Source organism: Streptomyces laculatispora, assembly GCF_017353455.1.
Classification (GTDB): Bacteria; Actinomycetota; Actinomycetes; order Streptomycetales; family Streptomycetaceae; genus Streptomyces; species Streptomyces laculatispora.
Map to the genome: position 1 here is coordinate 12068 of NZ_JAFMPZ010000491.1, position 24422 is coordinate 36489.

Annotated in this window: 21 protein-coding genes and 1 riboswitch; of the genes, 10 read left to right on the forward strand and 11 right to left on the reverse strand. The window is 69.2% G+C overall.

The annotated features are described in order from the left end of the window. Positions 1-45: 45 nt before the first annotated feature. Positions 46-909, forward strand: coding sequence for an alpha/beta fold hydrolase (locus J1C73_RS24790; protein ID WP_207318333.1), 864 nt, complete (start codon positions 46-48; stop codon positions 907-909). On the opposite strand, the gene J1C73_RS24795 is transcribed toward J1C73_RS24790, so the two are convergent. The 11 genes from J1C73_RS24795 to J1C73_RS24845 form a co-directional block, all read right to left on the reverse strand. Then, positions 857-1849, reverse strand: coding sequence for a helix-turn-helix transcriptional regulator (locus J1C73_RS24795; protein WP_207318334.1), 993 nt, complete (start codon positions 1847-1849; stop codon positions 857-859). The two genes, J1C73_RS24790 and J1C73_RS24795, sit on opposite strands and share 53 nt — an antisense overlap. Positions 1850-1886: 37 nt before the next feature. Next, positions 1887-2753 (reverse strand): thioesterase family protein, encoded by an 867-nt coding sequence (locus J1C73_RS24800; protein ID WP_207318335.1) that lies wholly within the window; start codon positions 2751-2753, stop codon positions 1887-1889. Between the two features lie 85 nt (positions 2754-2838). Further along, on the reverse strand, positions 2839-3498 hold the full coding sequence (locus J1C73_RS24805; protein ID WP_123461792.1) for a trimeric intracellular cation channel family protein: 660 nt from the start codon (positions 3496-3498) through the stop codon (positions 2839-2841). Between the two features lie 18 nt (positions 3499-3516). Continuing rightward, positions 3517-4722, reverse strand: coding sequence for an ABC transporter ATP-binding protein (locus J1C73_RS24810; protein WP_242644658.1), 1206 nt, complete (start codon positions 4720-4722; stop codon positions 3517-3519). A 59-nt stretch (positions 4723-4781) separates the two neighbouring features. Continuing rightward, on the reverse strand, positions 4782-5873 hold the full coding sequence (locus J1C73_RS24815; protein WP_207318336.1) for an ABC transporter ATP-binding protein: 1092 nt from the start codon (positions 5871-5873) through the stop codon (positions 4782-4784). Continuing rightward, positions 5870-6880 carry an ABC transporter permease gene (locus tag J1C73_RS24820; RefSeq protein WP_207318337.1) on the reverse strand — a complete coding sequence of 337 codons (1011 nt, stop codon included), beginning with the start codon at positions 6878-6880 and terminating at the stop codon, positions 5870-5872. Before J1C73_RS24820 ends, J1C73_RS24815 begins: the two co-directional genes overlap by 4 nt. A gap of 143 nt (positions 6881-7023) precedes the next feature. Further along, complete coding sequence (locus J1C73_RS24825; protein WP_207318338.1) at positions 7024-8784, reverse strand: ABC transporter substrate-binding protein; 1761 nt, start codon at positions 8782-8784, stop codon at positions 7024-7026. 72 nt (positions 8785-8856) lie between these two features. Beyond that, positions 8857-9855 carry an ABC transporter permease gene (locus J1C73_RS24830; protein WP_123461788.1) on the reverse strand — a complete coding sequence of 333 codons (999 nt, stop codon included), beginning with the start codon at positions 9853-9855 and terminating at the stop codon, positions 8857-8859. A 417-nt stretch (positions 9856-10272) separates the two neighbouring features. After that, a complete protein-coding gene (locus tag J1C73_RS24835) occupies positions 10273-11118 on the reverse strand; it encodes an enhanced serine sensitivity protein SseB C-terminal domain-containing protein (RefSeq protein WP_372446734.1) in 846 nt (281 codons plus the stop codon). A 167-nt stretch (positions 11119-11285) separates the two neighbouring features. Further along, positions 11286-12056 carry an enhanced serine sensitivity protein SseB gene (locus J1C73_RS24840; protein ID WP_207318340.1) on the reverse strand — a complete coding sequence of 257 codons (771 nt, stop codon included), beginning with the start codon at positions 12054-12056 and terminating at the stop codon, positions 11286-11288. 77 nt (positions 12057-12133) lie between these two features. Then, positions 12134-12823, reverse strand: coding sequence for an AAA family ATPase (locus J1C73_RS24845; protein ID WP_123462516.1), 690 nt, complete (start codon positions 12821-12823; stop codon positions 12134-12136). Between the two features lie 156 nt (positions 12824-12979). Continuing rightward, a riboswitch (glycine riboswitch) is annotated at positions 12980-13073 on the forward strand. 141 nt (positions 13074-13214) lie between these two features. Between J1C73_RS24845 and gcvT the strand changes: the two genes are divergently transcribed. The 9 genes from gcvT (at position 13215) to J1C73_RS24890 (ending at position 24301) form a co-directional block, all read left to right on the forward strand. Continuing rightward, complete coding sequence (gene gcvT / locus J1C73_RS24850) at positions 13215-14330, forward strand: glycine cleavage system aminomethyltransferase GcvT (protein WP_207318341.1); 1116 nt, start codon at positions 13215-13217, stop codon at positions 14328-14330. A 101-nt stretch (positions 14331-14431) separates the two neighbouring features. Then, a complete protein-coding gene (gene gcvH / locus J1C73_RS24855) occupies positions 14432-14809 on the forward strand; it encodes a glycine cleavage system protein GcvH (RefSeq protein WP_123461784.1) in 378 nt (125 codons plus the stop codon). A 19-nt stretch (positions 14810-14828) separates the two neighbouring features. Further along, entirely contained in the window at positions 14829-16085 is a 1257-nt protein-coding gene (gene glyA / locus J1C73_RS24860) for a serine hydroxymethyltransferase (protein WP_207318342.1), read from the forward strand. A 156-nt stretch (positions 16086-16241) separates the two neighbouring features. Next, on the forward strand, positions 16242-17624 hold the full coding sequence (locus tag J1C73_RS24865) for an L-serine ammonia-lyase (RefSeq protein WP_123461782.1): 1383 nt from the start codon (positions 16242-16244) through the stop codon (positions 17622-17624). Between the two features lie 254 nt (positions 17625-17878). Beyond that, on the forward strand, positions 17879-18493 hold the full coding sequence (locus tag J1C73_RS24870; protein WP_030351863.1) for a type IV toxin-antitoxin system AbiEi family antitoxin domain-containing protein: 615 nt from the start codon (positions 17879-17881) through the stop codon (positions 18491-18493). Further along, on the forward strand, positions 18493-19194 hold the full coding sequence (locus tag J1C73_RS24875; protein ID WP_242644651.1) for a nucleotidyl transferase AbiEii/AbiGii toxin family protein: 702 nt from the start codon (positions 18493-18495) through the stop codon (positions 19192-19194). Before J1C73_RS24870 ends, J1C73_RS24875 begins: the two co-directional genes overlap by 1 nt. After that, positions 19191-20726, forward strand: coding sequence for a tetratricopeptide repeat protein (locus J1C73_RS24880; protein ID WP_207318343.1), 1536 nt, complete (start codon positions 19191-19193; stop codon positions 20724-20726). The genes J1C73_RS24875 and J1C73_RS24880 overlap by 4 nt, the downstream gene beginning before the upstream one ends. Positions 20727-21678: 952 nt before the next feature. Beyond that, positions 21679-22665 carry an alpha/beta fold hydrolase gene (locus J1C73_RS24885; protein WP_207318344.1) on the forward strand — a complete coding sequence of 329 codons (987 nt, stop codon included), beginning with the start codon at positions 21679-21681 and terminating at the stop codon, positions 22663-22665. A 625-nt stretch (positions 22666-23290) separates the two neighbouring features. Beyond that, a complete protein-coding gene (locus tag J1C73_RS24890) occupies positions 23291-24301 on the forward strand; it encodes a terpene synthase family protein (RefSeq protein WP_443732225.1) in 1011 nt (336 codons plus the stop codon). Positions 24302-24422: the final 121 nt, after the last annotated feature.

Here is a 24422-nt window from a genome sequence, read left to right on the forward strand (position 1 = left end):
ATGCCGGATACCGGATGCCGGATGCCGGACCCTAGGCTGGCGCCCATGCGCGCCGACACCTGGGTCCTGGACCGTACGTTCCGCAGCTCCGCCGGGGAGGTCCGCTGGGCCGCCCTGGGGCCGGCCGGCGCACCGCCCGTCGTCCTGGTGCACGGCACGCCCTTCTCCTCGTACGTCTGGCGCGGGGTGGCCCGCGCGCTGGCCCAGGACCACCGGGTGTTTGTCTGGGACCTGCCCGGGTACGGCGCCTCCGCCCAGTTCGAGGGCCAGGACGTCTCGCTCGGCTCCCAGGCCCGGGTGCTCACCGAGCTCCTCGGCCACTGGGAGCTGCCCGAACCCGCCGTGGTCGCCCATGACTTCGGCGGCTGCGTCGCCCTGCGCGCCCATCTGCTGCACGGTGCGCGCTACCGCCGGCTCGCCCTCGCCGACCCGGTGGCACTCGCGCCCTGGGGCTCGCCCACGTACCGACTGCTCGGCGAACACCCGGAGGTCTTCGGGCAGTTGCCGCCCGAGCTGCACCGGGCACTGGTACGCGAGTACGTGAGCTCCGCCAGCCATCCCGGTCTGCGTCCGGCGGTCCTGGACCGGCTCGTCGCGCCCTGGTGCACCGAGGCCGGACAGCCCGCCTTCTACCGGCAGATCAGCCAGAACGACCAGCGGTTCACCGACGAGATCCAGCACCGCTACGGGGAGATCGAGCTGCCGGTGCTGATCTGCTGGGGCGCCGAGGACACCTGGATCCCGGTGGCCCGCGGGCATGAACTGGCGTCCCTCGTGCCGGGTTGCGAGCTGCGGCTCATCGAGGGCGCCGGCCACCTCGTGCAGGAGGACGCCCCGGCCGAGCTGACCGCGGCGCTCACCCGCTTCCTGCGGACTCCCCCGGGTCCGGATCCCCGTACAGCGCCATGACGGCGGCCGCGTGCGCGGCCACCACCGAGCGCGCCCCGGGCGGGGCGAGGACCTCGACGTTCGGGCCGAAGGAGAGCAGGGAGCGCGCCCACTCCACCGATTCCACGGCCAGCTCGGCCCGCAGCCACTCGCCGTCCCGCTCCTCGGGCCGCGGCTCCCCGGTGAGCACCCCCGCGTGCAGCCGCAGGAACAGATCCAGCCGCGAGCGGTGCACCCGGACCCGCAGGATCACGCCGCCCTGCCGGTCCTCGACCTGGCGGCGCAGCAGCTCCCACACCTGAGCCAGCTCCACCCCCCGCCTGCGCACCACCGCTTCGTCGGTGAGGACGGCCCGCCGCACCCGGTCCGCACGGAAGAGCCGGGGCTCACCGTCGCGGTCGGCGACCAGGTACCAGACGCCCGCCTTCACGACCAGGCCGTACGGATCGACGGTGTAGTCGCGCGCGGTCCGCGTACCGCTGTGCCGGTAGCGCAGCCGAAGCCGCTGGTCGGTGAACACCGCGTCGTGCAGTTCGGCGATGTCGACGGCGGCGCGCGGACCGCTCCGCCAGCGCACCGGGTCGACGAGGATCCGGCGGCTGGTCAGCTCGGCGGCGGGCCGGTGCGGGGCGGGGAGCGCCGCCATCACCTTGCGCAGCGCGGAACCGATCGCCGCGTCGAGCCCGAGCGCCGCGTGGGCGCCGTCCGCGGCCAGCACGAACAGGGCGCGCGCCTCGTCGGCGGTCAGTCCGGTGACATCGGTGCGGAACCCGGGCAGCAGGGCGATCCCGCCGTGCCTGCCGCGCTCCGCGTAGACGGGGACGCCGGACGCGGAGAGCGCCTCGACGTCCCGGTAGATGGTGCGTACGGAGACGTCGAGGCGCTCGGCGAGCTCGGGCGCGGGGACCGGGCCGCGGGTCTGGAGCAGCAGCAGGATCGAGAGCAACCGGTCGGACTTCACCGCACCAGCATCCCCCGGTTCCGGCCCTCGCGGGGTGTCAGCTGCGCGGCGCCCTGGCGAGCTGGCGGGACTGGGCGACCAGCCGGTCCGCGCTGTCCCAGACGTCCGCGTCCTCCTCCAGGAAGCCGCCCGCCAGGTTGCGGGTGGTGATGGAGACGCGGAGCGGGCCGGGGGCCGGGCGGCAGCGGATGTGGGTGGTGAGTTCGATGGTGGGGGTCCAGCCCTTGAGCCCCAGCTCGAACGAGGTCGGCGGCAGTGCGTCGACGGTGAGCAGCAGCGAGAGCGGGTCGGCGTCGCGGCCGTCGGCGAGCCCGAACCAGCCGCGCATCTCGCCCTTGCCGGACGGCTGCCCCACGGCCCAGCCGATCGTCGCCGGGTCGAGCTTGATGTCGAGCCGCTCGGTGATGGCGGAGCTGCCGGGGATCGGGGCCGGGCCGTCGCTCGGGCCCAGGCAGTGCTCGCGGGGCGGGATGGCGGGCGGCTTCGCCGAGGTGCGGATGTCGTCGGTCAGGGCGGCCAGGTCGCCGTAGGTGGCGAGGACCCGGATGCGCTCGACCTCGGTGCCGTCCTGCGCGTACTGGAAGAGGGAGGCCTCGCCGGTGGAGAGGGTGCGCCCGGTCCGGACGACCTGGGTGCGGATCACCGCCGGCCCCGGGACGGACGCGGTGAGGTAGTGCGCGGAGACCGAGAAGGGGTCCGCGTGCGGGAGTGCCTCACCGAGCGCGCGGCCGAGCATCGCGAGCAGGTAGCCGCCGTTGACGGCGTGGATGATCGTCCAGCCGGCGGAGAGCTCGGCTTCGTAGACGCCTTCTTCGCGAAGGGTGACGGCGGTGTCCCGGTCGAACTCGCTGTCACCGATGGTTGCCTGCGCGGTCCGTGCCGCCTGCGTTGCTGCCTGTGCCATGGAATGCACGGTACACCGATCGCATTACTGAGCGGTAGCTTTTTCGAGTCGGTGAGATGACGGCCGGAGCGGTGCCCGCCGCCCTCTACCCCTCCTCGGCTGTCGCCGAGCGCCGGTTGTAGGCGCGCGGGGCCCGCCAGTGGTAGCGCAGCGCCAGCAGCCGCAGCACGAACGCCGTGATCACCGCGGCCCCGCTGGTGAAGGCGTTGAGCGCGTCGAAGCGGATGCAGAGCACGATCATCGCGGCCCCCACGATCGCGGGCACCGCGTACAGGTCGCGGTCCCAGCGCAGCAGTGAGGGCACCTCGTTGGCCAGTACGTCCCGCAGCACACCGCCGCCGACCGCGGTGGCCAGCCCGAGCGCCGCCGACGCGGTCAGGCCGAGGCCGTAGTCGTACGCCTTGACCGTCCCGGTGACGCAGAAGAGCCCGAGCCCGGCCGCGTCGAAGACATTGACGCCGACCTGGATCCGCTCGACGTGCGGATGCAGGAAGAAGACCAGACCGGCGGCGAGCAGCGGGGTGGTGAAGTACCCGAGATCCGTGAAGGCGGCCGGCGGCACCGCCCCGATGATCACGTCACGGAACAGCCCTCCGCCCAGCGCGGTGACCTCGGCGAGTACCGCGATGCCGAAGACATCGAAGTTCTTGCGTACGGCGAGCAGAGCGCCGGAGATCGCGAAGACGAAGATCCCGACGATGTCGAGCGCATGCTGGACGGAGGGCGTGAACAGTTCGTTGAGCACCGGGCAATTGTGCCGGTACTACTCCTTGGGGCTTTCCTCCGCCGGCTCGGAGGGTGTTGCGGCGTCGCCCTCGGTGAGCGCGGCACCGTCCCCGGCGGGGGCCTCGGCCGGCTCCTCGGCGGGGCTCTCGGGCTTCGCCACCGTGATCAGCTCGACCGCTTCCCGGGCCCCGGCCAGCACCTGCTGCCCGGGCGCCTGGTCCGGTGCGTTCTCCGGGTGGTGACAGGCGACCTGGTGGCCGGTCTTCAGCGCGATCAGCGGCGGTTCCTGCGTCATGCAGACCTCCGTCGCCTTCCAGCACCGGGTGTGGAACCGGCAGCCGCTGGGCGGCGAGATCGGCGAGGGCACATCGCCCTTGAGCAGGATGCGCTCGCTCTTCGATCCGCGCCGCCGGGGATCCGGCACCGGCACGGCGGACATCAGGGCCTTGGTGTAGGGGTGCATCGGCGCCGAGTACAGCGACTTGCGGTCCGTCAGCTCGACGATCTTGCCGAGGTACATGACCGCGATCCGGTCCGAGACATGGCGGATGACCGAGAGGTCGTGCGCGATGATCACGTACGTGAGCCCGAGCTCGTCCTGGAGGTCGTCGAGCAGGTTGACCACCTGCGCCTGGATCGACACGTCCAGCGCGGAGACCGGTTCGTCGGCCACCACGAGCTTCGGGCGCAGGGCGAGCGCGCGGGCGATGCCGATGCGCTGGCGCTGCCCGCCGGAGAACTCGTGCGGGTAGCGGTTGTAGTGCTCGGGGCTGAGCCCGACCAGCTGGAGCAGCTCCTGCACGTGGTTCTTGAGACCGCCCTCGGGCTCGACGCCCTGGAGCCTGAACGGCGCGCTGACGATCGTGCCGATCGTGTGCCGCGGGTTCAGCGAGGAGTACGGGTCCTGGAAGATCATCTGGACGTCACGCCGCATCGGCCGCATCTTGCCCATGGACAGATGCGTGATGTCGCGGCCCTCGAACTCGACCTTGCCGCCCGTCGGTTCGATCAGCCGGGTGATCAGCCGGCCCATCGTCGACTTGCCGCAGCCGGACTCGCCGACGACGCCCAGGGTCTCCCCCGGGTACACCTCGAAGTCGATGCCGTCGACGGCCTTGACCGCGGCGGTCTGCCGGCCGAGCAGTCCCCTGCGGATCGGGAAGTGCTTGACCAGGCCCTCGACCCTGAGCAGCGGCTCGCGCGAGGAGGTGGCCTGTTCCGGGATCGTCACGTCCTTCTCCAGCACCGGGGGGTTCTTCTTCTCGCTCACGTCACTCACGTCGCTCACATCACTCGGATCGCTCACAGCTTCGGCGCAATCTCTTCGGTCCAGATCCGGGTCCGCTCCTCCGGTGCCATGTGGCAGGCGGAGAAGTGCCCGTCGCCGACCTGCTTCAGCTCGGGACGCGTCGTGCGGGTGAGGTCGTCCTTGGGGATGTCCGCGTACGGGCAGCGCGGGTTGAAGGCGCAGCCGCTCGGGACGTTGATCAGCGACGGCGGCTGGCCCTTGACGGGGATCAGCCGCTCGGTCTCCTCACGGTCGATGCGCGGCATCGAGGTGAGCAGACCCCAGGTGTACGGGTGCTGGGCCTCGTAGAAGACCTTCTCCGCCGAACCGCGCTCGATGCACCGGCCGCCGTACATCACCAGGAGCTCGTCGGCCATCTCGGCGACGACCCCGAGGTCATGGGTGATCATGATGACGGCGGAGCCGAACTCCTTCTGCAGGTCCCGGATCAGGTCCAGGATCTGCGCCTGGACGGTGACGTCCAGGGCGGTGGTCGGCTCGTCCGCGATGAGCAGTTCCGGGTTGTTGACCAGCGCCATCGCGATCATGGCGCGCTGGCGCATGCCGCCGGAGAACTCGTGCGGGTGGGAGTCGACCCGCTTGTGCGGCTCGGGGATGCCGACCCGGTCGAGCATCTCGATGGCGCGGGTGCGGGCGATCTTCTTGCTGACCTTGTTGTGGACCCGGTACGCCTCCACGATCTGCCCGCCGACCGTGAAGTACGGATGCATCGCGGAGAGCGGGTCCTGGAAGATCATGGCCATCTTGCGGCCGCGCAGCTCGCGCACCCGGGCGTCGGACGCGCCGATCAGCTCCTCGCCGTCCAGCCAGACCTCGCCCGAGATACGGGCGTTGGCGGCCGTGCGGTGCAGGCCCATCACCCCGAGCGAGGTGACGGACTTCCCGGAGCCGGACTCGCCCACGATGCCGAGGGTCTGTCCGGGCTTCACGTCGAAGCTGACGCCGTCGACCGACTTGACCAGGCCGTCATCCGTCTTGAAGTGGATGCGCAGGTCCCGGACGGAGAGGAAGGCGTCGTCGCTGCCGGCCGGCGCGGCGGCGGGCTCGCCGGCCACCGTGGTCTGTGCCTTGGAAACCTCGGTCACGAGTACCTCACCCTGGGGTCGATGGCGGCGTACACCAGGTCCACCAGCAGATTGCAGACAACGATGAAGAAGGCCGCGATGAGCGTCACGCCCATCACGATGGGCAGGTCGTTCTGCTGGACGCCCTTGATCGCGTAGAAGCCGAGGCCCTGGAACGAGAACACCTGCTCGGTGATGACCGCACCGCCGACCAGCAGACCGAAGTCCATGCCGAAGATGGTGACGATCGGGGTGAGCGCGGCCCGCAGACCGTGCTTGCCGATGATCACGCTCTCCTTGAGGCCCTTGGCACGGGCCGTACGGATGTAGTCCTCACCCATGGTCTCCAGCATCCCGGCTCTGGTGATCCGGGCGTACAGGGCGGAGTAGAGGAAGGCGAGCGAGCACCAGGGGATCAGCAGGTTCCAGGCCCAGTCCAGCGGACTGTCCGTGAAGGGGACGTAGTTGACGCCCTCCCAGATCGGCCATTGGACGGTCAGCACTCCCAGCGCGAGCATGCCGGTGAAGAAGATCGGCAGCGAGACGCCGGCGAGCGCGACACCCATGAAGAAACGGTCGAGGAGCGAGCCCCGCTTGAGCGCGGAGACGACACCGATCGCCACACCGCTGATCAGCCAGATCACCGCGGCACCGATGGCCAGCGAGAACGTGACCGGGATACGTGCGGACAGCTCGGGCCAGACCTCGACGTGGTTCTTGAACGAGTAGCCGAAGCACGGCACGCCGCAGTGCGAGGCGTCGGGGCCGAACTTGTAGTCGGCGCCGACGAAGATCTGCTTGAGGAAGTGCCAGAACTGCGCATACAGCGGCTGGTCGAGGCCAAGGTTCTGCTTGACCGCGAGGATGGACTGCGGATTGGCGTCCTTGCCCACGTACTGGGCCGCCAGTTGGTCCATCGTCTGCCCGGCGAGCCGGGGGACGAGGAAGAAGATCGCGAAGGTGACTGCGCTGACGATCAACAGCAGCAGTACCGCGCCGAAGACGCGTCGGATGATGTACGCAGCCACAGCTATCCGGCGCCGGTATCTGTCTGCCGGGGGTAACCCGTACGGTCGGACACCGTGCCTTCACCTGCCTTTCAGGACAATTCTGGGGGCCCGGGGGGCCGCTCCCCGGGCCGCGGTGCGCGGCCCGGGGAGCGGGGCCGTACCTACTTGGCGGAACCCATCAGCACGTAGTCGTACATGCCGAGGTAGGCCTGGGTGACCGTGACGTTCGTCGCGGACTTCGGCCGGAGCAGCAGGTTCTTGCGGTAGATCAGCGGCACGGCGGTCGCACCTTCGGCCACGGCCTTGTCGACGTCGCCCCACGCCTTCTCACGGGCGGCGGTGTCGGTGTTGGCGATGCCCTCGTTGAGCAGCTTGTTGATCTTCGGGTCGTTCAGTTCCTGGACGTTGTTGCCACCGGACGGCTTGATGGCCGAGCCGTTGATGATCTGGTCCAGGAAGCCGAAGCCGGTCGGCCAGTCGGCACCCCAGGCACTCATGATCATGCCGAGCTTGTTGGCGTGCACGTAGCTCGGGTTGCCCGCGAAGTTCGAGAAGTACTTACCGGCCGGGAAGCTCTTGATCTCGGCGTTGACGCCGATCTTCTTGAGCGAGGCCTGCACCGCGGTGACCATGGCCATCTCGGCGGGGCGGTCGGAGCGGGCCGAGATCTTGGTGTCGAAGCCGTTCGGCTTGTTGCACTGCTTCAGCTCGTCCTTGGCCTTGGCCTCGTCGCCCTTGTGGCCGGCGGACTCGTACAGGTCGAACTTCGAGTAGCCGTTGACCGTCGGCGGCAGCAGGGTCGTCGCGACGTCACCCTTGGGGTCGCCACCCTGGGCGGCCTGGACCGACGCCTTGTCGACGCCCCACTGAACGGCCTTGCGGCAGTGGATGTTGTCGAACGGCTTCACGTTGACGTTCAGACCGATGTACGAGGTGGCACCCGCGTACGAGTTGTCGGTCTGCTTCTTCAGGTCGGCCTTGGTGAGCACCTTCGGCTGGGTGGCCGGGGCGACACCGGTGCCGGCGCCGTCAACGGTGATGTTGTCGGCGAGCAGGTTGTTGTCGACCGTCTCCTGCTTGACCTTGAAGCGCACCGTCACCTTGTCCGGCAGGGCCGGGCGGTTCGGGTCGGTCTTCGGGTCCCAGTTCGAGTTGCGCACGAGGGTCGCGCCGCGGCCCTCGTCGTACGACTCGAACTTGTACGGGCCCGAGGACACGATGTGCTTGACGTAGTCGGCACCCTTGTCCTTCGAGGCCGGCACGGGGGCCGTCTGCGAGAAGGTCGCCAGGTAGTCGAAGTCCGCGAAGGCGTCCTTCAGCTTGAAGACGATCGTGGTGTCGTCCGGCGTCTCGATGGAGGAGATGCCGTCGGGGCTCTTGTCCTTGTACGGACCCTTGTACTTGTCGCCGCCGGCCAGGTGGGCCTTGAAGTACGTCGGGCCGTTGGACAGGGCCTCCGGCGCGAAGTTGGAGCGCTCGACGGCGTACTTGACGTCCTTCGAGGTGATCGGGGTCCCGTCCTCGAACTTGAGACCCTTCCTCAGCGTGTACGTCCAGGTCTTCGCGTCCGCGCTCGGCTTGCCGAGGCCCTCCGCGAGGTCCGGGACGATCTCCAGGCCGTCCTTGCCGGCGGCCGGCTTGAAGGACGTCAGGGTGCGGCCGTACAGGCGGGAGAGGTTCTGCACCCAGCCGTAGTACGTGTTGCCGGGGTCAAGGGAGTCGGGCTCGTCGGAGAGCTCGATCTTGACGGTCCCGCCCTTCTTGTCCGACTTGTTGACGATCGACGTCAGCCCGGCGTCAGTGGCGCCGGAGCCCTTGTTGTCGGTGCCGCCGTTGTCGTCCTTGGAGCCGTTGCACGCGGACGCGCCCAGCATCAGGACCACAGCCGTGGCAACCACCGCTGTCGTTTTTCTGGTCTTCACCTGAGGAAATTCCCCTCAATCGATGGTTGCCATGGCATGTCGCCCGTCGATTTGACGAGCGCCCGGGCACTACTACTTGCTGCGGGGGTCGAGGGCATCACGCAGCCCGTCTCCCAGCAGGTTGAACGCCAGGACCGTGACGAAGATGGCCACGCCTGGCACGATCATGTACATCGGGTCGTTCTGGTAGAAGTCGATCGCGTTGGTGAGCATCCCGCCCCAGGAGGCCTGCGGCGGGGCGATACCGACCCCGAGATAGCTGAGGCCCGCCTCGAAGAGGATGTTCGAGGGAATCAGCAGCGTGGAGTAGACCAGGATGGGTGCCACCAGGTTCGGCAGCAGCTCCCGGAAGAGGATGAAGGGCCCCCGGGCACCCAGCGACCGGGCCGCCTCGACGAATTCGCGGTTGCGCAGGCTCATCGTCTGGGCGCGGACGATACGGCCCATGTACGGCCAGCTGAAGAAGCCGATCACGAAGATCAGTACGGCGATCCGCAGCGGCAGCCCCTCCAGACCGAAGGCTCCGTCCTGCAGCGCCGCCGAGATGGAGATCGCGAACAGCAGCAGCGGGAAGGCCAGGAAGGTGTCCATCATGCGGCTGATGATCGTGTCGACCCAGCCGCCGTAGAACCCCGAGACCACGCCGAAGAAGACGCCGATCACCACGGAGAGCAGCGTGGCGCCGACGGCGACGACGAGGGAGACCCACGAGCCCTCGATGACCCGGGTCATGATGTCGCGGCCGTACTGCGGTTCGACGCCGAGCGGATGACTCCAGCTCATGCCGCCCCAGTCGCCCTTGGGGGCGAGCAGCGCGGGGTCGATGAGCTCCTGGTGGAACTCGTTGGGGTCCAGCCCGAAGACGGCCTGGATCGGCTTGGAGAGAACGGCGAGCAGGATCAGCAGGATGACAACGATGCCGCCGGCAACGGCCACCTTGTCGCGCTTGAAGCGCGTCCAGGCGATCTGCCCGAGCGAACGGCCCTCGATCTGGCTCTGTTTGACTCCCGTGAGTACTGCCTCCGGCTGAGCCTCGGCAGCCGATCCGGTGGTCTCGATCGGTGCGGTCACAGTGCCTTTGACCCCTCCCGCCGGCGGTGGCCGGCCCTTGCTCGCCGCGGTAACGGCCAGGCGCGTGTCAGCCGCGCATGTTCATGCGGCTGATGTCTCGGTGCGAAAAAGCATCTGCGGAATGTCCGTCGGGGCAACCTCGTACAAAGGGCCGACGATCCCCACTAGCCGGGAGTCTTCAACGCAGTTGCGATCACCCGCCAGACCTGGCGGGGAATGTTTGCTCAAACGTGATGCGGTCAGTGAGCTTCCGTTATCCGGACAGCTTGATCGAGTGAGCGGACCACTCGGCCACTAATCCACCAGAACGGACATGACACCCAACAGGCCTTATTGAGTGGCTATTTGGGTGACCGCGGCGGTCGCCTTGTCCGGCGGAGGGACCTTTGTCCGCTCCGGTGAGCGGGTCCGGCGGGCCTAGTAGGCGTGCGGGGCCGGACCGGGTGCCTGCGGGTAGCCGTAACCGGGAGCGACGACACCGCTCCGGCCGGCCGGGGCGTGCGATTCACGGTCGTAGAACGGACGGGAGTTGCCGCGCAGCCACATCGCGACCGGGTCGTACTCGTCGGACATGGCTACGGTGGAGACCGGCAGCCCCTCCGGGACCGCGCCGATCGACTGCTGCATCATCGCGCGCACCGCGTCGACGGACGGCTGGCTGGTGTCGTACAGATCGAGACCGATGGCGAGGTACGGGACACCGAGCGCGGGCTGCACCCAGGCGCGCCGCAGCGAGCGGATCGCCGGGGTGTGGTGGGCGTTGCGCGTCAGCTGGGCGTAGAACTGCGGGGTCTCGACGGCGGGGTCGCTGATCCGCAGCGGACCGGCGGGCATCCGGTCGAGGCCGGTGGCGATCCGCCGCAGGTCGAGCCAGGGAATGCCCACGCCGCCGCCCGGGGCGTGCGGGTTCAGCCAGATGCCCCAGCGGTCGGGGAACAGGGCGCGGGCGATGTCGCGGCCGCCCACCACCTCATGGGCCCGGTTCCAGCCGCTGGCGGAGAGCTCCTGGGCGGAGGTGACACAGGGGGCGTAGCCGAGGCCGTCGATCTCCATGTTGCCGTACTGGGCGTCGGGCGAACCGGCCCGGCCGTTCCAGAGCAGCATCCAGATCCGGTCACCCGCCAGGGCCTGGAGCAGAGCCTCGTACGCGTCGTAGCGCCCGGGTGTCACTTGGCGCAGCATGTGCTCGACCTCTCCCCGGGCTCTCGGCTCCGCTCGAGCAGGGGAGATCCCATCGGCCGCCCCCATGCCTGACGCACTCACCCTGGGTCCCGCCCCTCTTCGATCCACTGTGTCGGCCTGCCGCTCCCGGGGCACTCGGGTACGGCACGGTGCCGAGGCACCAGCCATCAAACCAGCTTAGGTGCCGGTCCTGACACCGACTTGACGCCATGGGCCGCCGCCGTCACCCCGCGGTACAGCGGGCCGCGCTACTCGGCGGCGCGCTGGTAGAACGGCCGGATCCTCGCGCGCATCCAGTCGGCGACCGGGTCCTGCGCCACGTCGAGCAGCACCAGATTGACCGGCCACCGCACCTCGACGCGGCCGAGCGCGCGGCCGAGGGCGTCCATGGGGGCGTTGCGCCCGGCGCCGTCCCAGGTCGAGAACTCGACGCCGACGAAGAGCACGGGGTCGCCGCCCTCGATGCTGGCCAGGGCCCTGCGGGCGCTGAGCACGACGCCGCTCTCCTCGAACTCGCCGGCCGCGGCGGAGAGGAAGTCGACGGGCTCCTCCTTCCAGTCCGGCTCGTAGAGCCGGACCCGGCCGCCGCTGGACGGTCCGTCGAGCACGGTGCGTCCGGCCCGGCAGAGTTCGGCCACGGCGGGCGGCGGGAGCGGCATCCCGACGGCGCCGCCCGGGTTCACCGCGATGCCGAGCTGCGGGGGCAGTCCGCGGGCGAACTCGACGGCGGGCGCCACGGTGAAGGACATATGGGTGCCGACGCAGGCGATGAACTGCTGCTCGGAGCTGAACACGGGGACGTACGGTGCGCCGTCGATCTCCAGTGTCGGCAGGTCCAGGTCGGGGGCTTCCGGCCCGCCGCCGTTGGGCAGGGGCACCCAGAGATGGCTGCGGCCGAGCACCTCCACGAGCCGGCCGCCCGCTTCCGGGCTGCCGAGCGAGGCGCCCAGTACCTCTTCGAGCTCGTTGGCCGGCCATCCGCCCTGCGGAGTGGTGTGACCCTGTGCCGGAATGTCCACTGCTTCCCTCTCTCGCCCCGTGCCGTGCAGCAAGAGGTTAGCGCCGCGCACCGGGTGTCCAGGCATCGGGCAGTGGGCTACCCGTCCTCGCTCTGTGCCTCCGCGAAGGTGATCCGGGTCAGCAGCGTCGCCGCCTCGCGGTCCAGCAGCACCGCCGAGACGCAGCCGAGCGGCAGAGTGCCCGTCTCGGTGTCCCGCAGCAGCCTCCGCAGGGCCCTGCGGTGCCGGGCGAACGCGTAGCCGGAGACGCCGCGCCCGCGTTCGAGCTGGCCCGCCCGCGCGGTCTGCGGGGTGACGTCGAGCAGGACGAGGTGCAGGATGCGGCCGCGCCGCCGGGCGTCGCGCGCCAGCCAGCCGCGCACCCAGGCCTGGGTGCCGCAGTCGTGGACGACGACGGAGGCGCCGGAGCGCAGCACCTGCCACAGCCCCCAGTAGTGGGCGACGCGGACGAGCGGGCGGTAGAGGGCGTAGGGGACTAAGCGGGGCAGCAGGCCGGCCCAGCGGTCCCTGGTGTCCTGGGAGTCGATGACGCGGGCGGACACGGCCCGTCTGATCAGGGTCGATTTGCCGCTGCCCGGCAGTCCGGAGACCACCACGACATCGCCCGCCGCGAAGTGCAGGCCGCGCGGGCTGCGCCCGGCCCGGTCCCGCAGATCCCGTACGACGGGTCCGCGCGGGCCCCGCGCCCCCCGGGCCGGCGCACCCGGCTGTGCGGGCAGCGCGCCGTGCGCGGCTCCCGCGGTCGTCGCGTACCGCTGCAACGTCATCGTCATCCCCCTGTCGGCAGACCCACACCTGCCAAGAAGTGTAAAGAAAAGGTAATGCGGCACAAGCATGCGACCCGCCGGATCCAGGGGGGTACCGGCGCCCCACGGCCCGGCGATGCGTGCGATGATGACCCGGCCAACTGCATAAAGGCCGCTTGAATCCGCGCGGGAGAGTTCCGGCCACTGGGCCGGGCGCCGAAGGAGCAAGATCCTCCCTTGAATCTCTCAGGCCCCGTACCGCGTGGATGAGGCAGATCTGAAAAGCGAGTCGCCCGGCGGCTCCACCCAAGGTGCAAGCCGAACCCCTGCGGGGTCTCTCGGCGAACCTCTCAGGTTCCGATGACAGATGGGGAGGGATCGTCCTCGTCGTCATGCCCTGGGAGCCATATCAATGAGCACCGCCCCCCGCCTCACAGCCCTCGATGCCCTGCACCGTTCGCTGGGCGCCACGATGACCGACTTCGCGGGCTGGGACATGCCCCTGCGGTACGCCAGTGAGCGCGACGAGCACATCGCCGTGCGCACGAGGGCCGGCCTCTTCGACCTCTCCCACATGGGCGAGATCACCGTCACCGGCCCGGCGGCCGTGGACCTGCTGAACTTCGCGCTGGTCGGCAACATCGGCACCGTCTCCGTGGGCCGGGCCCGCTACACGATGATCTGCGCCGAGGACGGCGGCATCCTGGACGACCTGATCGTGTACCGGCTGGCGGACACCGAGTACATGGTCGTCGCCAACGCGGGCAACGCCCAGATCGTGCTGGACGCGCTGACCGCCCGCGCCGAGGGCTTCGACGCCGAGGTCCGCGACGACCGCGACGCGTACGCGCTGCTGGCCGTCCAGGGCCCCGAGTCCCCCGCCATCCTGGCCGCCGTCACCGACGCCGACCTGGACGGGCTGAAGTACTACGCCGGTCTGCCCGGCACCGTCGCCGGGGTCCCCGCGCTGATCGCCCGTACCGGCTACACCGGCGAGGACGGCTTCGAGCTGTTCGTCGCCCCCGGGCACGCCGAGCAGCTGTGGCGGGCGCTGACCGAGGCGGGCGCCTCCCGCGGCCTGATCCCCTGCGGGCTCTCCTGCCGCGACACGCTGCGCCTGGAGGCGGGCATGCCGCTGTACGGGCACGAGCTGACCACCGGGCTGACCCCGTTCGACGCCGGGCTCGGCCGGGTCGTGAAGTTCGAGAAGGAGGGGGACTTCGTCGGCCGCAAGGCGCTGGAGGCCGCCGCCGAGCGCGCCGAGACCGCCCCGCCCCGCAAGCTCGTCGGCCTGGTCGCCGAGGGCCGCCGGGTGCCGCGGGCGGGCTTCCCCGTCATCGCCGCCGGCCAGGTCGTCGGCGAGGTCACCTCGGGCGCCCCGTCGCCCACCCTCGGCAAGCCGATCGCCATGGCATACGTCGACGCCGCGCACGCCACGCCCGGCACCGAGGGCGTCGCGGTGGACATCCGGGGCAGCCACGAGCCGTACGAGGTCGTGGCGCTGCCGTTCTACAAGCGCAAGAAGTAGGCCGTGGGCGCGGCAGCGCTCCACGCACGTGACGCAGTCCTGTCTCACACCGTAAGACCATCGTTCATCAGCACTCCCCCGCGTACAGGAGAATTCAGGTCATGAGCAACCCCCAGCAGCTGCGGTACAGCAAGGAGCACGAGTGGCTGTCGGCCGTCGAGGACGGTGTGGCCACGATCGGCATCACGGAGTACGCGGCCAACGCGCTCGGTGACGTCGTCTACGCCCAGCTCCCCGAGGTCGGTGACACGGTGACCGCGGGCGAGACCTGCGGTGAGCTGGAGTCGACCAAGTCCGTCAGCGACCTGTACTCGCCGGTGACCGGTGAGATCACGGCCGCGAACCAGGACGTCGTGGACGACCCCTCGCTGGTGAACTCCGCACCGTTCGAAGGCGGCTGGCTGTTCAAGGTACGTGTCGCGGAGGAGCCGGCCGATCTGCTCTCCGCCGACGAGTACACCGCGTTCTCCGGCAACTGAGACCCCAAGGGACCACCTGATGTCGCTTCTCAACTCCTCCCTCCACGAGCTGGACCCGGATGTCGCCGCCGCGGTCGACGCCGAGCTCCACCGTCAGCAGTCCACCCTCGAGATGATCGCCTCGGAGAACTTCGCTCCGGTCGCGGTCATGGAGGCCCAGGGCTCCGTCCTGACCAACAAGTACGCCGAGGGTTACCCGGGCCGCCGCTACTACGGCGGCTGCGAGCACGTCGATGTGATCGAGCAGATCGCCATCGACCGCGTCAAGGCGCTCTTCGGAGCCGAGGCCGCGAACGTGCAGCCGCACTCCGGCGCGCAGGCCAACGCCGCCGCGATGTTCGCGCTGCTGAAGCCGGGCGACACGATCATGGGCCTGAACCTGGCCCACGGCGGTCACCTGACCCACGGCATGAAGATCAACTTCTCCGGCAAGCTCTACAACGTGGTCCCGTACCACGTGGACGAGACCGGCGTCGTGGACATGGCCGAGGTCGAGCGCCTCGCCAAGGAGTCCAAGCCGAAGATGATCGTGGCCGGCTGGTCCGCGTACCCCCGTCAGCTGGACTTCGCCGCCTTCCGCCGGATCGCGGACGAGGTCGGCGCGTACCTGATGGTCGACATGGCGCACTTCGCCGGTCTGGTCGCCGCGGGTCTGCACCCCAGCCCGGTGCCGCACGCCCATGTCGTCACGACCACCACGCACAAGACCCTCGGCGGTCCGCGCGGTGGCGTCATCCTGTCGACGCAGGAGCTCGCCAAGAAGATCAACTCGGCGGTCTTCCCCGGTCAGCAGGGCGGCCCGCTGGAGCACGTGATCGCGGCCAAGGCGGTCTCCTTCAAGGTCGCGGCGACCGAGGAGTTCAAGGAGCGCCAGCAGCGCACCCTGGACGGCGCCCGCATCCTCGCCGAGCGTCTGGTGCAGCCGGACGTCACCGAGGTCGGCGTCTCCGTCCTGTCCGGCGGCACGGACGTGCACCTGGTCCTGGTGGACCTGCGCAACTCCGAGCTGGACGGCCAGCAGGCCGAGGACCGCCTCCACGAGCTGGGCATCACGGTCAACCGGAACGCCATCCCGAACGACCCGCGGCCGCCGATGGTCACCTCGGGTCTGCGGATCGGCACCCCGGCCCTGGCGACCCGCGGTTTCGGGACGGAGGACTTCACCGAGGTCGCGGAGATCATCGCGTCCGCCCTCAAGCCGTCCTACGACGCGGACGACCTGAAGGCCCGCGTCGCCGCGCTCGCCAAGAAGTTCCCGCTGTACCCCGGTCTGTAGTCCGGACCTGCGTATTTGCACGTTGGGGAGGGGCACCGCGCACACTGAACAGTGAGCGCGGTGCCCCATCCCTTGTCCCCGCTCTTCGGGCCGACCCGGCCCGTACCGCACCACCCGGCAGACAACGGCGTCTACCAGCGCTTTGAGGAGTCACCCGTGGCCATCTCGGTCTTCGACCTGTTCTCGATCGGCATCGGCCCGTCCAGCTCCCATACGGTCGGCCCGATGCGCGCGGCCCGTATGTTCGCGCGTCGGCTGAAGAACGAGGGCCTGCTGGCCCACACCGCCTCGATACGCGCCGAGCTGTTCGGCTCGCTCGGCGCCACCGGCCACGGCCACGGCACCCCCAAGGCCGTCCTGCTCGGCCTGGAGGGCGAATCCCCCCGTACCGTCGACGTGGAAACGGCCGACGACCGGGTCGCCGAGATCCGCTCGACCGGCCGGCTCAACCTCCTCGGGATGCACGAGATCGCCTTCGACGCCGACGAGCAGCTGATCCTGCACCGCCGCAAGGCCCTGCCGTACCACGCCAACGGCATGACGGTCTTCGCGTTCGACCGCGACGGCGCCCCGCTCCTGGAGAAGACGTACTACTCGGTCGGCGGCGGCTTCGTGGTCGACGAGGACGCGGTGGGCGAGGACCGGATCGTCCTCGACGACACCGTGCTGAAGAACCCGTTCCGCACCGGCGACGAACTGCTGCGGCTCGCCCGCGACACCGGTCTGTCGATCTCCTCCCTGATGCTGGAGAACGAGCGGGCCTGGCGCACCGAGGACGAGATCCGCTCCGGTCTGCTGGACATCTGGCGTTCCATGCAGGCGTGCGTGTCTCGCGGCATGTCCCGCGAGGGCATCCTGCCCGGTGGCCTCAAGGTCCGCCGCCGCGCCGCGAACACCGCCCGCCAGCTGCGCGCCGAGGGCGACCCGCAGACCCACGCGATGGAGTGGATCACCCTCTACGCGATGGCGGTCAACGAGGAGAACGCCGCGGGCGGCCGCGTCGTCACCGCCCCGACCAACGGCGCCGCGGGCATCATCCCGGCGGTGCTGCACTACTACGTGAACTTCGCCGCCGGCGGCGCCACCGAGGCGGAGAAGGACGACAGCATCGTCCGCTTCCTCCTGGCCGCCGGAGCCATCGGCATGCTCTTCAAGGAGAACGCCTCCATCTCCGGCGCCGAGGTCGGCTGCCAGGGCGAGGTGGGCTCCGCCTGCTCCATGGCCGCGGGCGCGCTCGCCGAGGTCCTGGGCGGTACCCCGGAGCAGGTCGAGAACGCCGCCGAGATCGGCATGGAGCACAATCTGGGCCTGACCTGCGACCCGGTCGGCGGCCTCGTCCAGATCCCGTGCATCGAGCGCAACGGCATGGCGGCGGTCAAGGCCGTCACGGCCGCGAAGATGGCGCTGCGCGGAGACGGCAGCCACAAGGTCTCCCTCGACAAGGTCATCAAGACCATGAAGGAGACGGGCGCCGACATGAGCGTCAAGTACAAGGAGACGGCGCGGGGCGGGCTCGCGGTGAACATCATCGAGTGCTAGGCGGATAGGCCCTGACCAGCGCGTTTTGTATCTTTCAGCGCCGTCAGGGCCTTGCCTGCTTGCGCGGCGGAAAGTCCCTGAAAACGCCCTGGGACAGACGTGAAAGTCCCTGAAAAGTCCCTGGGATATCCCCCTGGAAGGGGCTTTTGACCTGCGGGTTCGCGGCATGTGATCAACGCCGGATGTGCCGCTCACCCACCAGCTGATGTATCAAATCGTTCCCCCACTCCCACCCAAGGGGCACCATTCGATACATGAACGCTGCGGAAAACCCGCGCTTGGAGCAGCGGCTGGCCGGCCTCTCCCCCACATTCACGACGGCGCAGGCGCGACAGGCCCTGCTCTCCCCTCGCGATCTGGCGCACTTGGTCACGGAGGGGGAGATAGACGAACTGTCCCGTGGGGTGTACCGGCGGGCAGACGCCCCGGAAACGGCGCACGCGGATTTGCTGGCCGTGTGCGCACGGGCCCATCGCGCCGTCGTGTGCGGTGAATCCGCCCTGGCCCTGCATGAACTGATCGACGACATCCCCGCAGCAGTACACATCGCCGTGCCGCGCGGTTCACGCCGCCCGACGATTTCCTACCCGCCGACCGTGGTGGCGCAGTACGCCGCAAAGACCTTCGACCTCGGTATCGAACGGTTCGAAGCAGCCCCGGGAGAAACCATCCCCATGTACAACGCAGCTCGCAGCGTCGTCGACGCAATGCGCCACCGCAGCCGCCTCGGCGAAACCCTCGCCCTGTCCGCGCTCGGCCGCTACCTGCGCCGAAGCGGGCGCGGCGGGGTTGGCGAACTCCAGCACATCGCACGCGAGTTGGACGCCCTCTCCGTCGTCCGCCCCGCCGTAGAGGCGGTGCTCGCCTGATGGCCAACCCCACCCGCGACACCACCGCCGGCCGCGTCTACAACGACCTGCGCAACCTGGCGCGCCGCAACAGCCGGTCCACGGACGAGGTCATGGTCGAGTACATCCTCGAACGGTTCCTCTACCGCCTGGCCTCATCGTCCCTGGGCCGGGAGCACTTCGTCCTCAAAGGTGGCCTGCCGCTCGCTCAGTTCGGCGCACGTCGAATGACCCGGGACGTCGACATCCTCGGTCGATCTTTCCCAGGCACAGAAACAGAGATCATCCACAGAATCGCGGCCATCGCCGCCACCGAGAGCGACGACGGCGTCGTATTCGATCCCACGACACTCAAGACCGTCCCCATTCGTGAGGAGGACGAGTACCACGGTCTACGCCTGTCTATGGCCGCCTCCATCGCCCGAGCACGACTCAAGCTCCAACTGGATATCAGCTTCGGCGACCCCGTCACCCCCGGCCCCCGGATCATCGACTATCCGCAGCAACTCACGACGGACAGCTTCCAGCTCCTCGGCTACCCACTCGCCACCGTCATCGCCGAAAAACTCTCCACCGCCATCTCACTCGGCAACCTCAACACCCGCGACCGCGACTACGGTGACCTCTACCGCCTGCTCACCCTCAACGACCTGGACGGCCAAGAACTCACCACAGCGCTGACCGCCACCGCCACACACCGCGGCATCACTCGGACTCGGTGAGCATCCACCGCCTCGTCCAGACCACACTCCGGAACCAGTCGCCCATCGGTGACAGCGCGCCAACCGGCAGGTTGGAGGCCGAACGGCTGCTGAGCGCTGCGGTCGCCCCCCTGGGAGAACCACCCGACTCTGGCCGGTCCCCCACCTGGGATCGGCTGCTTCCGCACCTCGTCGCGCTCGCGGCCACCACTCCTGACGGACACGCTGACACCTTTCCCGCCGGCCGGTACGCGAGCGCTGCACTCTACCTCCAGGGCCTCGGCCATGACGGCCGCGCCGTTCCGCTACTGACGGCGGCCCTCGCCCGCTGCGAAGCGCTCGCTGGCGCCGAGCACGAAATCACCATGAAGGTCCGTTCGAACCTGGGCGACGCCTACTACGGAGCCGGGGACTTCGAACGGTCCATCGCCATCCTCGAACCGTTGGTTGCCCAGTGCGCGCAGGTACTCGGCGACTCGCATCTAGGGACGCTCACCGTCGCCGCCAACCTTGCCAACTCGTACCGTGACTCCGGCGATCTGGCCCGTGCCGTCACACTCCACGAGGAGACGTTGGCCCGGCGTAGGCACGCACTTGGCAACGATCACCCCGACACTCTCGTCAGCTGCGAGGAACTGGCCCGCACCTACCATGCGTCCGGCGACTTGGGTCGTGCTGTCTCTCTGTATGAGGCCACACTCACGCATCACCAGCGATCCCTAGGACCAACTCACCCTGCCACGCTGAGCAGCCAGCACGGTCTAGCGGCGGTCTACCTCGCTTCAGGCGACCTGTCCCGCGCCATTCCGATGTACTCCGCCGTCTTCACACAGTGGCAGCAGGCGTTCGGCGACAGCGAATCCGAAACCATCACCAGCCGGAACAACCTTGCCTACGCCTATCTGATCGCCGGACGCCCTGACCAGGCAGCGCAGCACCTCAAGACGGCCCTGGCCCGATGCGAGGAGGTGTACGGCGAGGCGTACCCAGAGACCATTGCCATCCGTGCGAATCTCGGCTGCGCCTACCGAGACGCCGGAGACTTCACCCGTTCGCTTCCATTGCTGGAGACCGCGGCCGCGCAGAGCGCCCACCTCCTCGGCGAGGGCCATCCTCAGACCTTGACCACTAGGAACGGGCTAGCGCAGGCATACCGGGCCGCCGGCCACGATGGACAGGCGATCGCCCAGTACGACACCGTCCTCAAGCACCGTGCCGCGCTGCTCGGCGAGACCCACCCCCATACCCTCGCCACCCGAAGCGGCCTCGCGAATGCACACCTCGCGGCGGGCGACCCTGATCGCGCCGTCCCGCTATTCGAAACCGTCATCACCCAGTGCGAGCAGGTCTTCGGCGAGTCCCACCCGGACACCCTGTCCAACTACATCGGCCTGGCCGACGCACTACGCCAGACGGACAATCGGGCACAGGCGAGACGATCGGCACGGCCGTCACCGGAGACAACACCACGATCCGCCCGTGACCCCGCCTCGGCTATAGAGTTCTTGCCACCAGTCTTCGAACTGTGCGCGATACCGTCGACCCTGGTCTGATCCACCCCGCACACCAGGAAATGTCGGTCGCTGAACCGACCGACGCCAGCCGGAACCTGATGCGCCTCCCAACTTCCCTCAGACTCCTCACACCCTCGCAGCGCGCTCTTTCATTTCCGCCTCGCGTAGCAGCTCGTGGATCGGCTGACCTCCCTGTTGTCCGAGTACCGAACCTTGGCTCTTTGATCCGACTGCTGCACAGCCACAACTCGTCAACGACGGCCGTGACCTGCGGCCGTCTCTTCGATCAAAGTCTTGACCTGCTGCTGAACTGTCGGCGGTGTCGACGTCGATCATCGTTGAGCGCCCTTCCACTACCCGGGAGGGCGCTCGTGCATGAGCACCGCATAACGAGAGCGGGCTCGCCGAAGCCATCGCGTGGCGCTCGATCGTCAACTACCCAATCCCGCACGCTTTTCACGCAACACGCGATACGTTGTAATCAGCTCTCGACAAAAAGTCCCCACAAAGTCCCTGACGTGAAGCCTGGGCACGCCAAAACTGCAGGTCAGTCCCGTGATCAACAGCCGTCCACATGTCGGTCAAGTACAAGGAGACGGCGCGCGGCGGGCTCGCGGTGAACATCATCGAGCGCTGAGGAAGCTGACCGATCCCCTTCAGGACCCGCGGTTCCCGCGGCTGCGTCTCGCCCTGTCCGCGCGGGGGACGGACCGGCGCCGGACACGGCTGATGCGCGGACTCCACGCGTTGCCCGTCACCGGGTGAGTGCCACCCGTCATGCGGTGAGTACGGCGGGAACCCCTGCCGGGCCGCGCCGGCCGCATCACGGTCGGGGTTTGCCGAAGCGGCAACAGAGCTCGCGGCGGGCCCGGCACCCGTCGCATGATCGTCGTCCGGGCCGTCGGGCCGCTCCCGGGCGGCGCGGGTCCGTGAGCGCGGTCGGCGGACACGCCCGATCGTGACCGACACAGACCGAGACCGCGGAGGATTCATGTCGCAGCAGCCCGCCCCGTCCCCGGAGCTCACGCACCGCACCGTCCCCTCTCCGGCCGGCCGTATCCACCTGGTGGAGCAGGGCACCGGCCCCCTGGTGCTGCTGCTGCACGGATTCCCGGAGTCCTGGTACTCCTGGCGCCACCAGCTGCCCGTGCTGGCCGCCGCCGGATACCGGGCGGTCGCCATCGATGTCCGGGGATACGGACGGTCCTCCCGGCCCGGGGACGTCGCGGCGTACCGGATGCGCGAACTGGTCGAGGACAACGCAGCCGTGGTGCACGCGCTCGGCGAGCGCGGTGCGGTGGTCATCGGCCATGACTGGGGTGCGACGATCGCGGCGAACTCTGCGCTGATCAGGCCCGATGTCTTCCGCGCGGTGGGGCTGCTGAGCGTTCCGTACACCCCGCGCGGCGGTCCGCGTCCCAGCGAGGTCTTCGCGGGGATGGGCGGCGGCGAGGAGTTCTACGTCTCGCGTTTCCAGGAGCCCGGCCGGGCGGAGGCCGAGATCGAGCCGGATGTCCGCGGCTGGCTCGCGGGCTTCTACGCGGCGTTCTCCGCCGACACCATGCCCGCGCCCGACGCCCCGGACCCGCACTTCGCCGGGCCCGGCGGGACGCTGCGCGAGCGATTCCCCGGCCGACGGCCCGGCTGGCTCGGCGAGGCCGAACTCGACTTCTACGCGGGCGAGTTCGAGCGGGCCGGGATGAGCGGGGCGCTCAACCGCTACCGGAACATGGACCGGGACTGGGAGGATCTCGCGGACTTCGACGGCGCACCCGTCACTCAGCCGTCCCTCTTCCTCGGCGGCTCCCTGGACGCCTCCACCACCTGGCTGGCCGATGCCGTCGCGGCGTATCCCACGACGCTGCCCGGCCTGGTCTCCTCACACATCCTGGACGGTTGCGGCCACTGGATCCAGCAGGAGCGCCCCGAAGAGGTCAACTCGATCCTGACGGACTGGCTCGCCTCGCTGCCCGTCTGAACCGGCCCTACGGTGAGAGGGGCCGGGGAGGAGTGCCGGTGCGCCGAACCGGCCAGGCGACGGCCTGCCGTCCGCCACCCCGGCCAACACAGGAGTACGCCAACTGCTCATAACTGGGCAGGCGTTCCTGACGAACACACATTTTCAGTCACATGCAGCTTCCCTCCCCCGCATACTGGGAGTTCACTGGTCGTGACGAGTGGTGACGCAATCGCCGTGCACGTCAGGCGGTCCGCTGCCATGGGCCCCGCGGGGCCCTGCTCCGATGCCCAGGCCCCGGCGGAGGAAAGAGGACAGCGATGACAGCCGCCCCTCCCATGACGCATCCCCGACGGGATCCGGCCGTCCGGCCCGGCCGCGGTGTTTCGCGAAGAGCGTCGCGGCCCCCGCGGACCGGCCAACCGCCCCGCCGCCACTGATCCGCTCCCGCGGCGGTCCGCCACAGCTGGTTCACGGTCTCACCGCCCGTTCGCCGGGCCGGTGCGGACAGCTGTCCCCGATGACGCGGCCGTGTCGATGCGCCGATCGACAGGGCCGGGTTCTCCGCTCGCCGCTCCGGCCGTGCCTGCGCGATTCGATTCACGCATCCCCCTTCCCTGTTCGTATCGTCTCGACGAGGTGCATCATGAGCAAGATCGCGCTTCCAGAATTCCACATGCCGTTCGAGAGCGCGGGATGTAATCCGGGAGTTGAGAAAACCAGGCAGGCCGCCTGGGAATGGGCTGAGTCCAGCAATCTCGTCCTGTCGCCGGTGGCCCAAAAGAAAATGATCAGGACCCGCCCCGAGCTCTGGATCTCCCTGATATTTCCCGAGGCCTCACAGAAACACCTCGACCTGTTCTGCCAGTGGCTCTTCTGGGCGTTCCTCGTCGACGACGAGTTCGACGACGGCCCGGCCGGCCGCGACCCCGGGCTGTGCGAATCCGCCATCACACATCTGGTGGGCGTGCTCGACGGCGCGCGGGCACCGGCCGGCCCCATGGAGCGTGCCCTCGACGAACTACTGGCCCGGACCTGCACGGACCGGCCCGCGCACTGGGTACGGCAGTTCCGCAGGGACACGGCGGCCTGGCTGTGGACGTACTACGCCGAGGCCGTCGACCGGGCCGCCGGCCATGTACCGAGCACGGCCGATTTCGTGAAGCACCGCCGCGATTCGGTGGCCATGCAACCGTTCCTCGATCTGCACGAGATCACGGCCGGAATAGACCTTCCGGAATCCGCACGGAGCCTTCCCGCCTATATCGCGTTACGCAATGCGGTGACCGACCACTCAGGCCTCTGCAACGATATCTGCTCCTTCGAGAAGGAAGCCCTGCTCGGTTACGAGCACAACACCGTCCGGCTGATTCAGCGAGACCGCGGGGGCACGCTCCAGGAGGCGGCGGACGAAGCGGGAATCCTGCTGGCGCGCATTGCCGACCGCGTTCAGCGGGCCGAGAAGGAACTCATCGAGGAGATGGACGCGGCGGGAATCGAGGGCCTCCCGCGAGCCGCCCTGGAACGCTGCGTCCAGGATTACCGGGGGCTCGTCCGAGGGGACTTCGACTACCACGCGAGGGCGGAGCGCTATACCCGCCCCGACCTCGTGGAGATCGACGAACAGGACTCCCTGTCCCGGAACTTCGCCGCCTGACGGGACGCCCGGCGAGGTGCCCGGCAGGGTCCGACGCACCCTGCCGGGCCCTGCCGCGGCGGCACCCGGCACCGGAACACGGGCACCCGGCAGCGTTTTCCGGACATTCGTCGCCCCGATG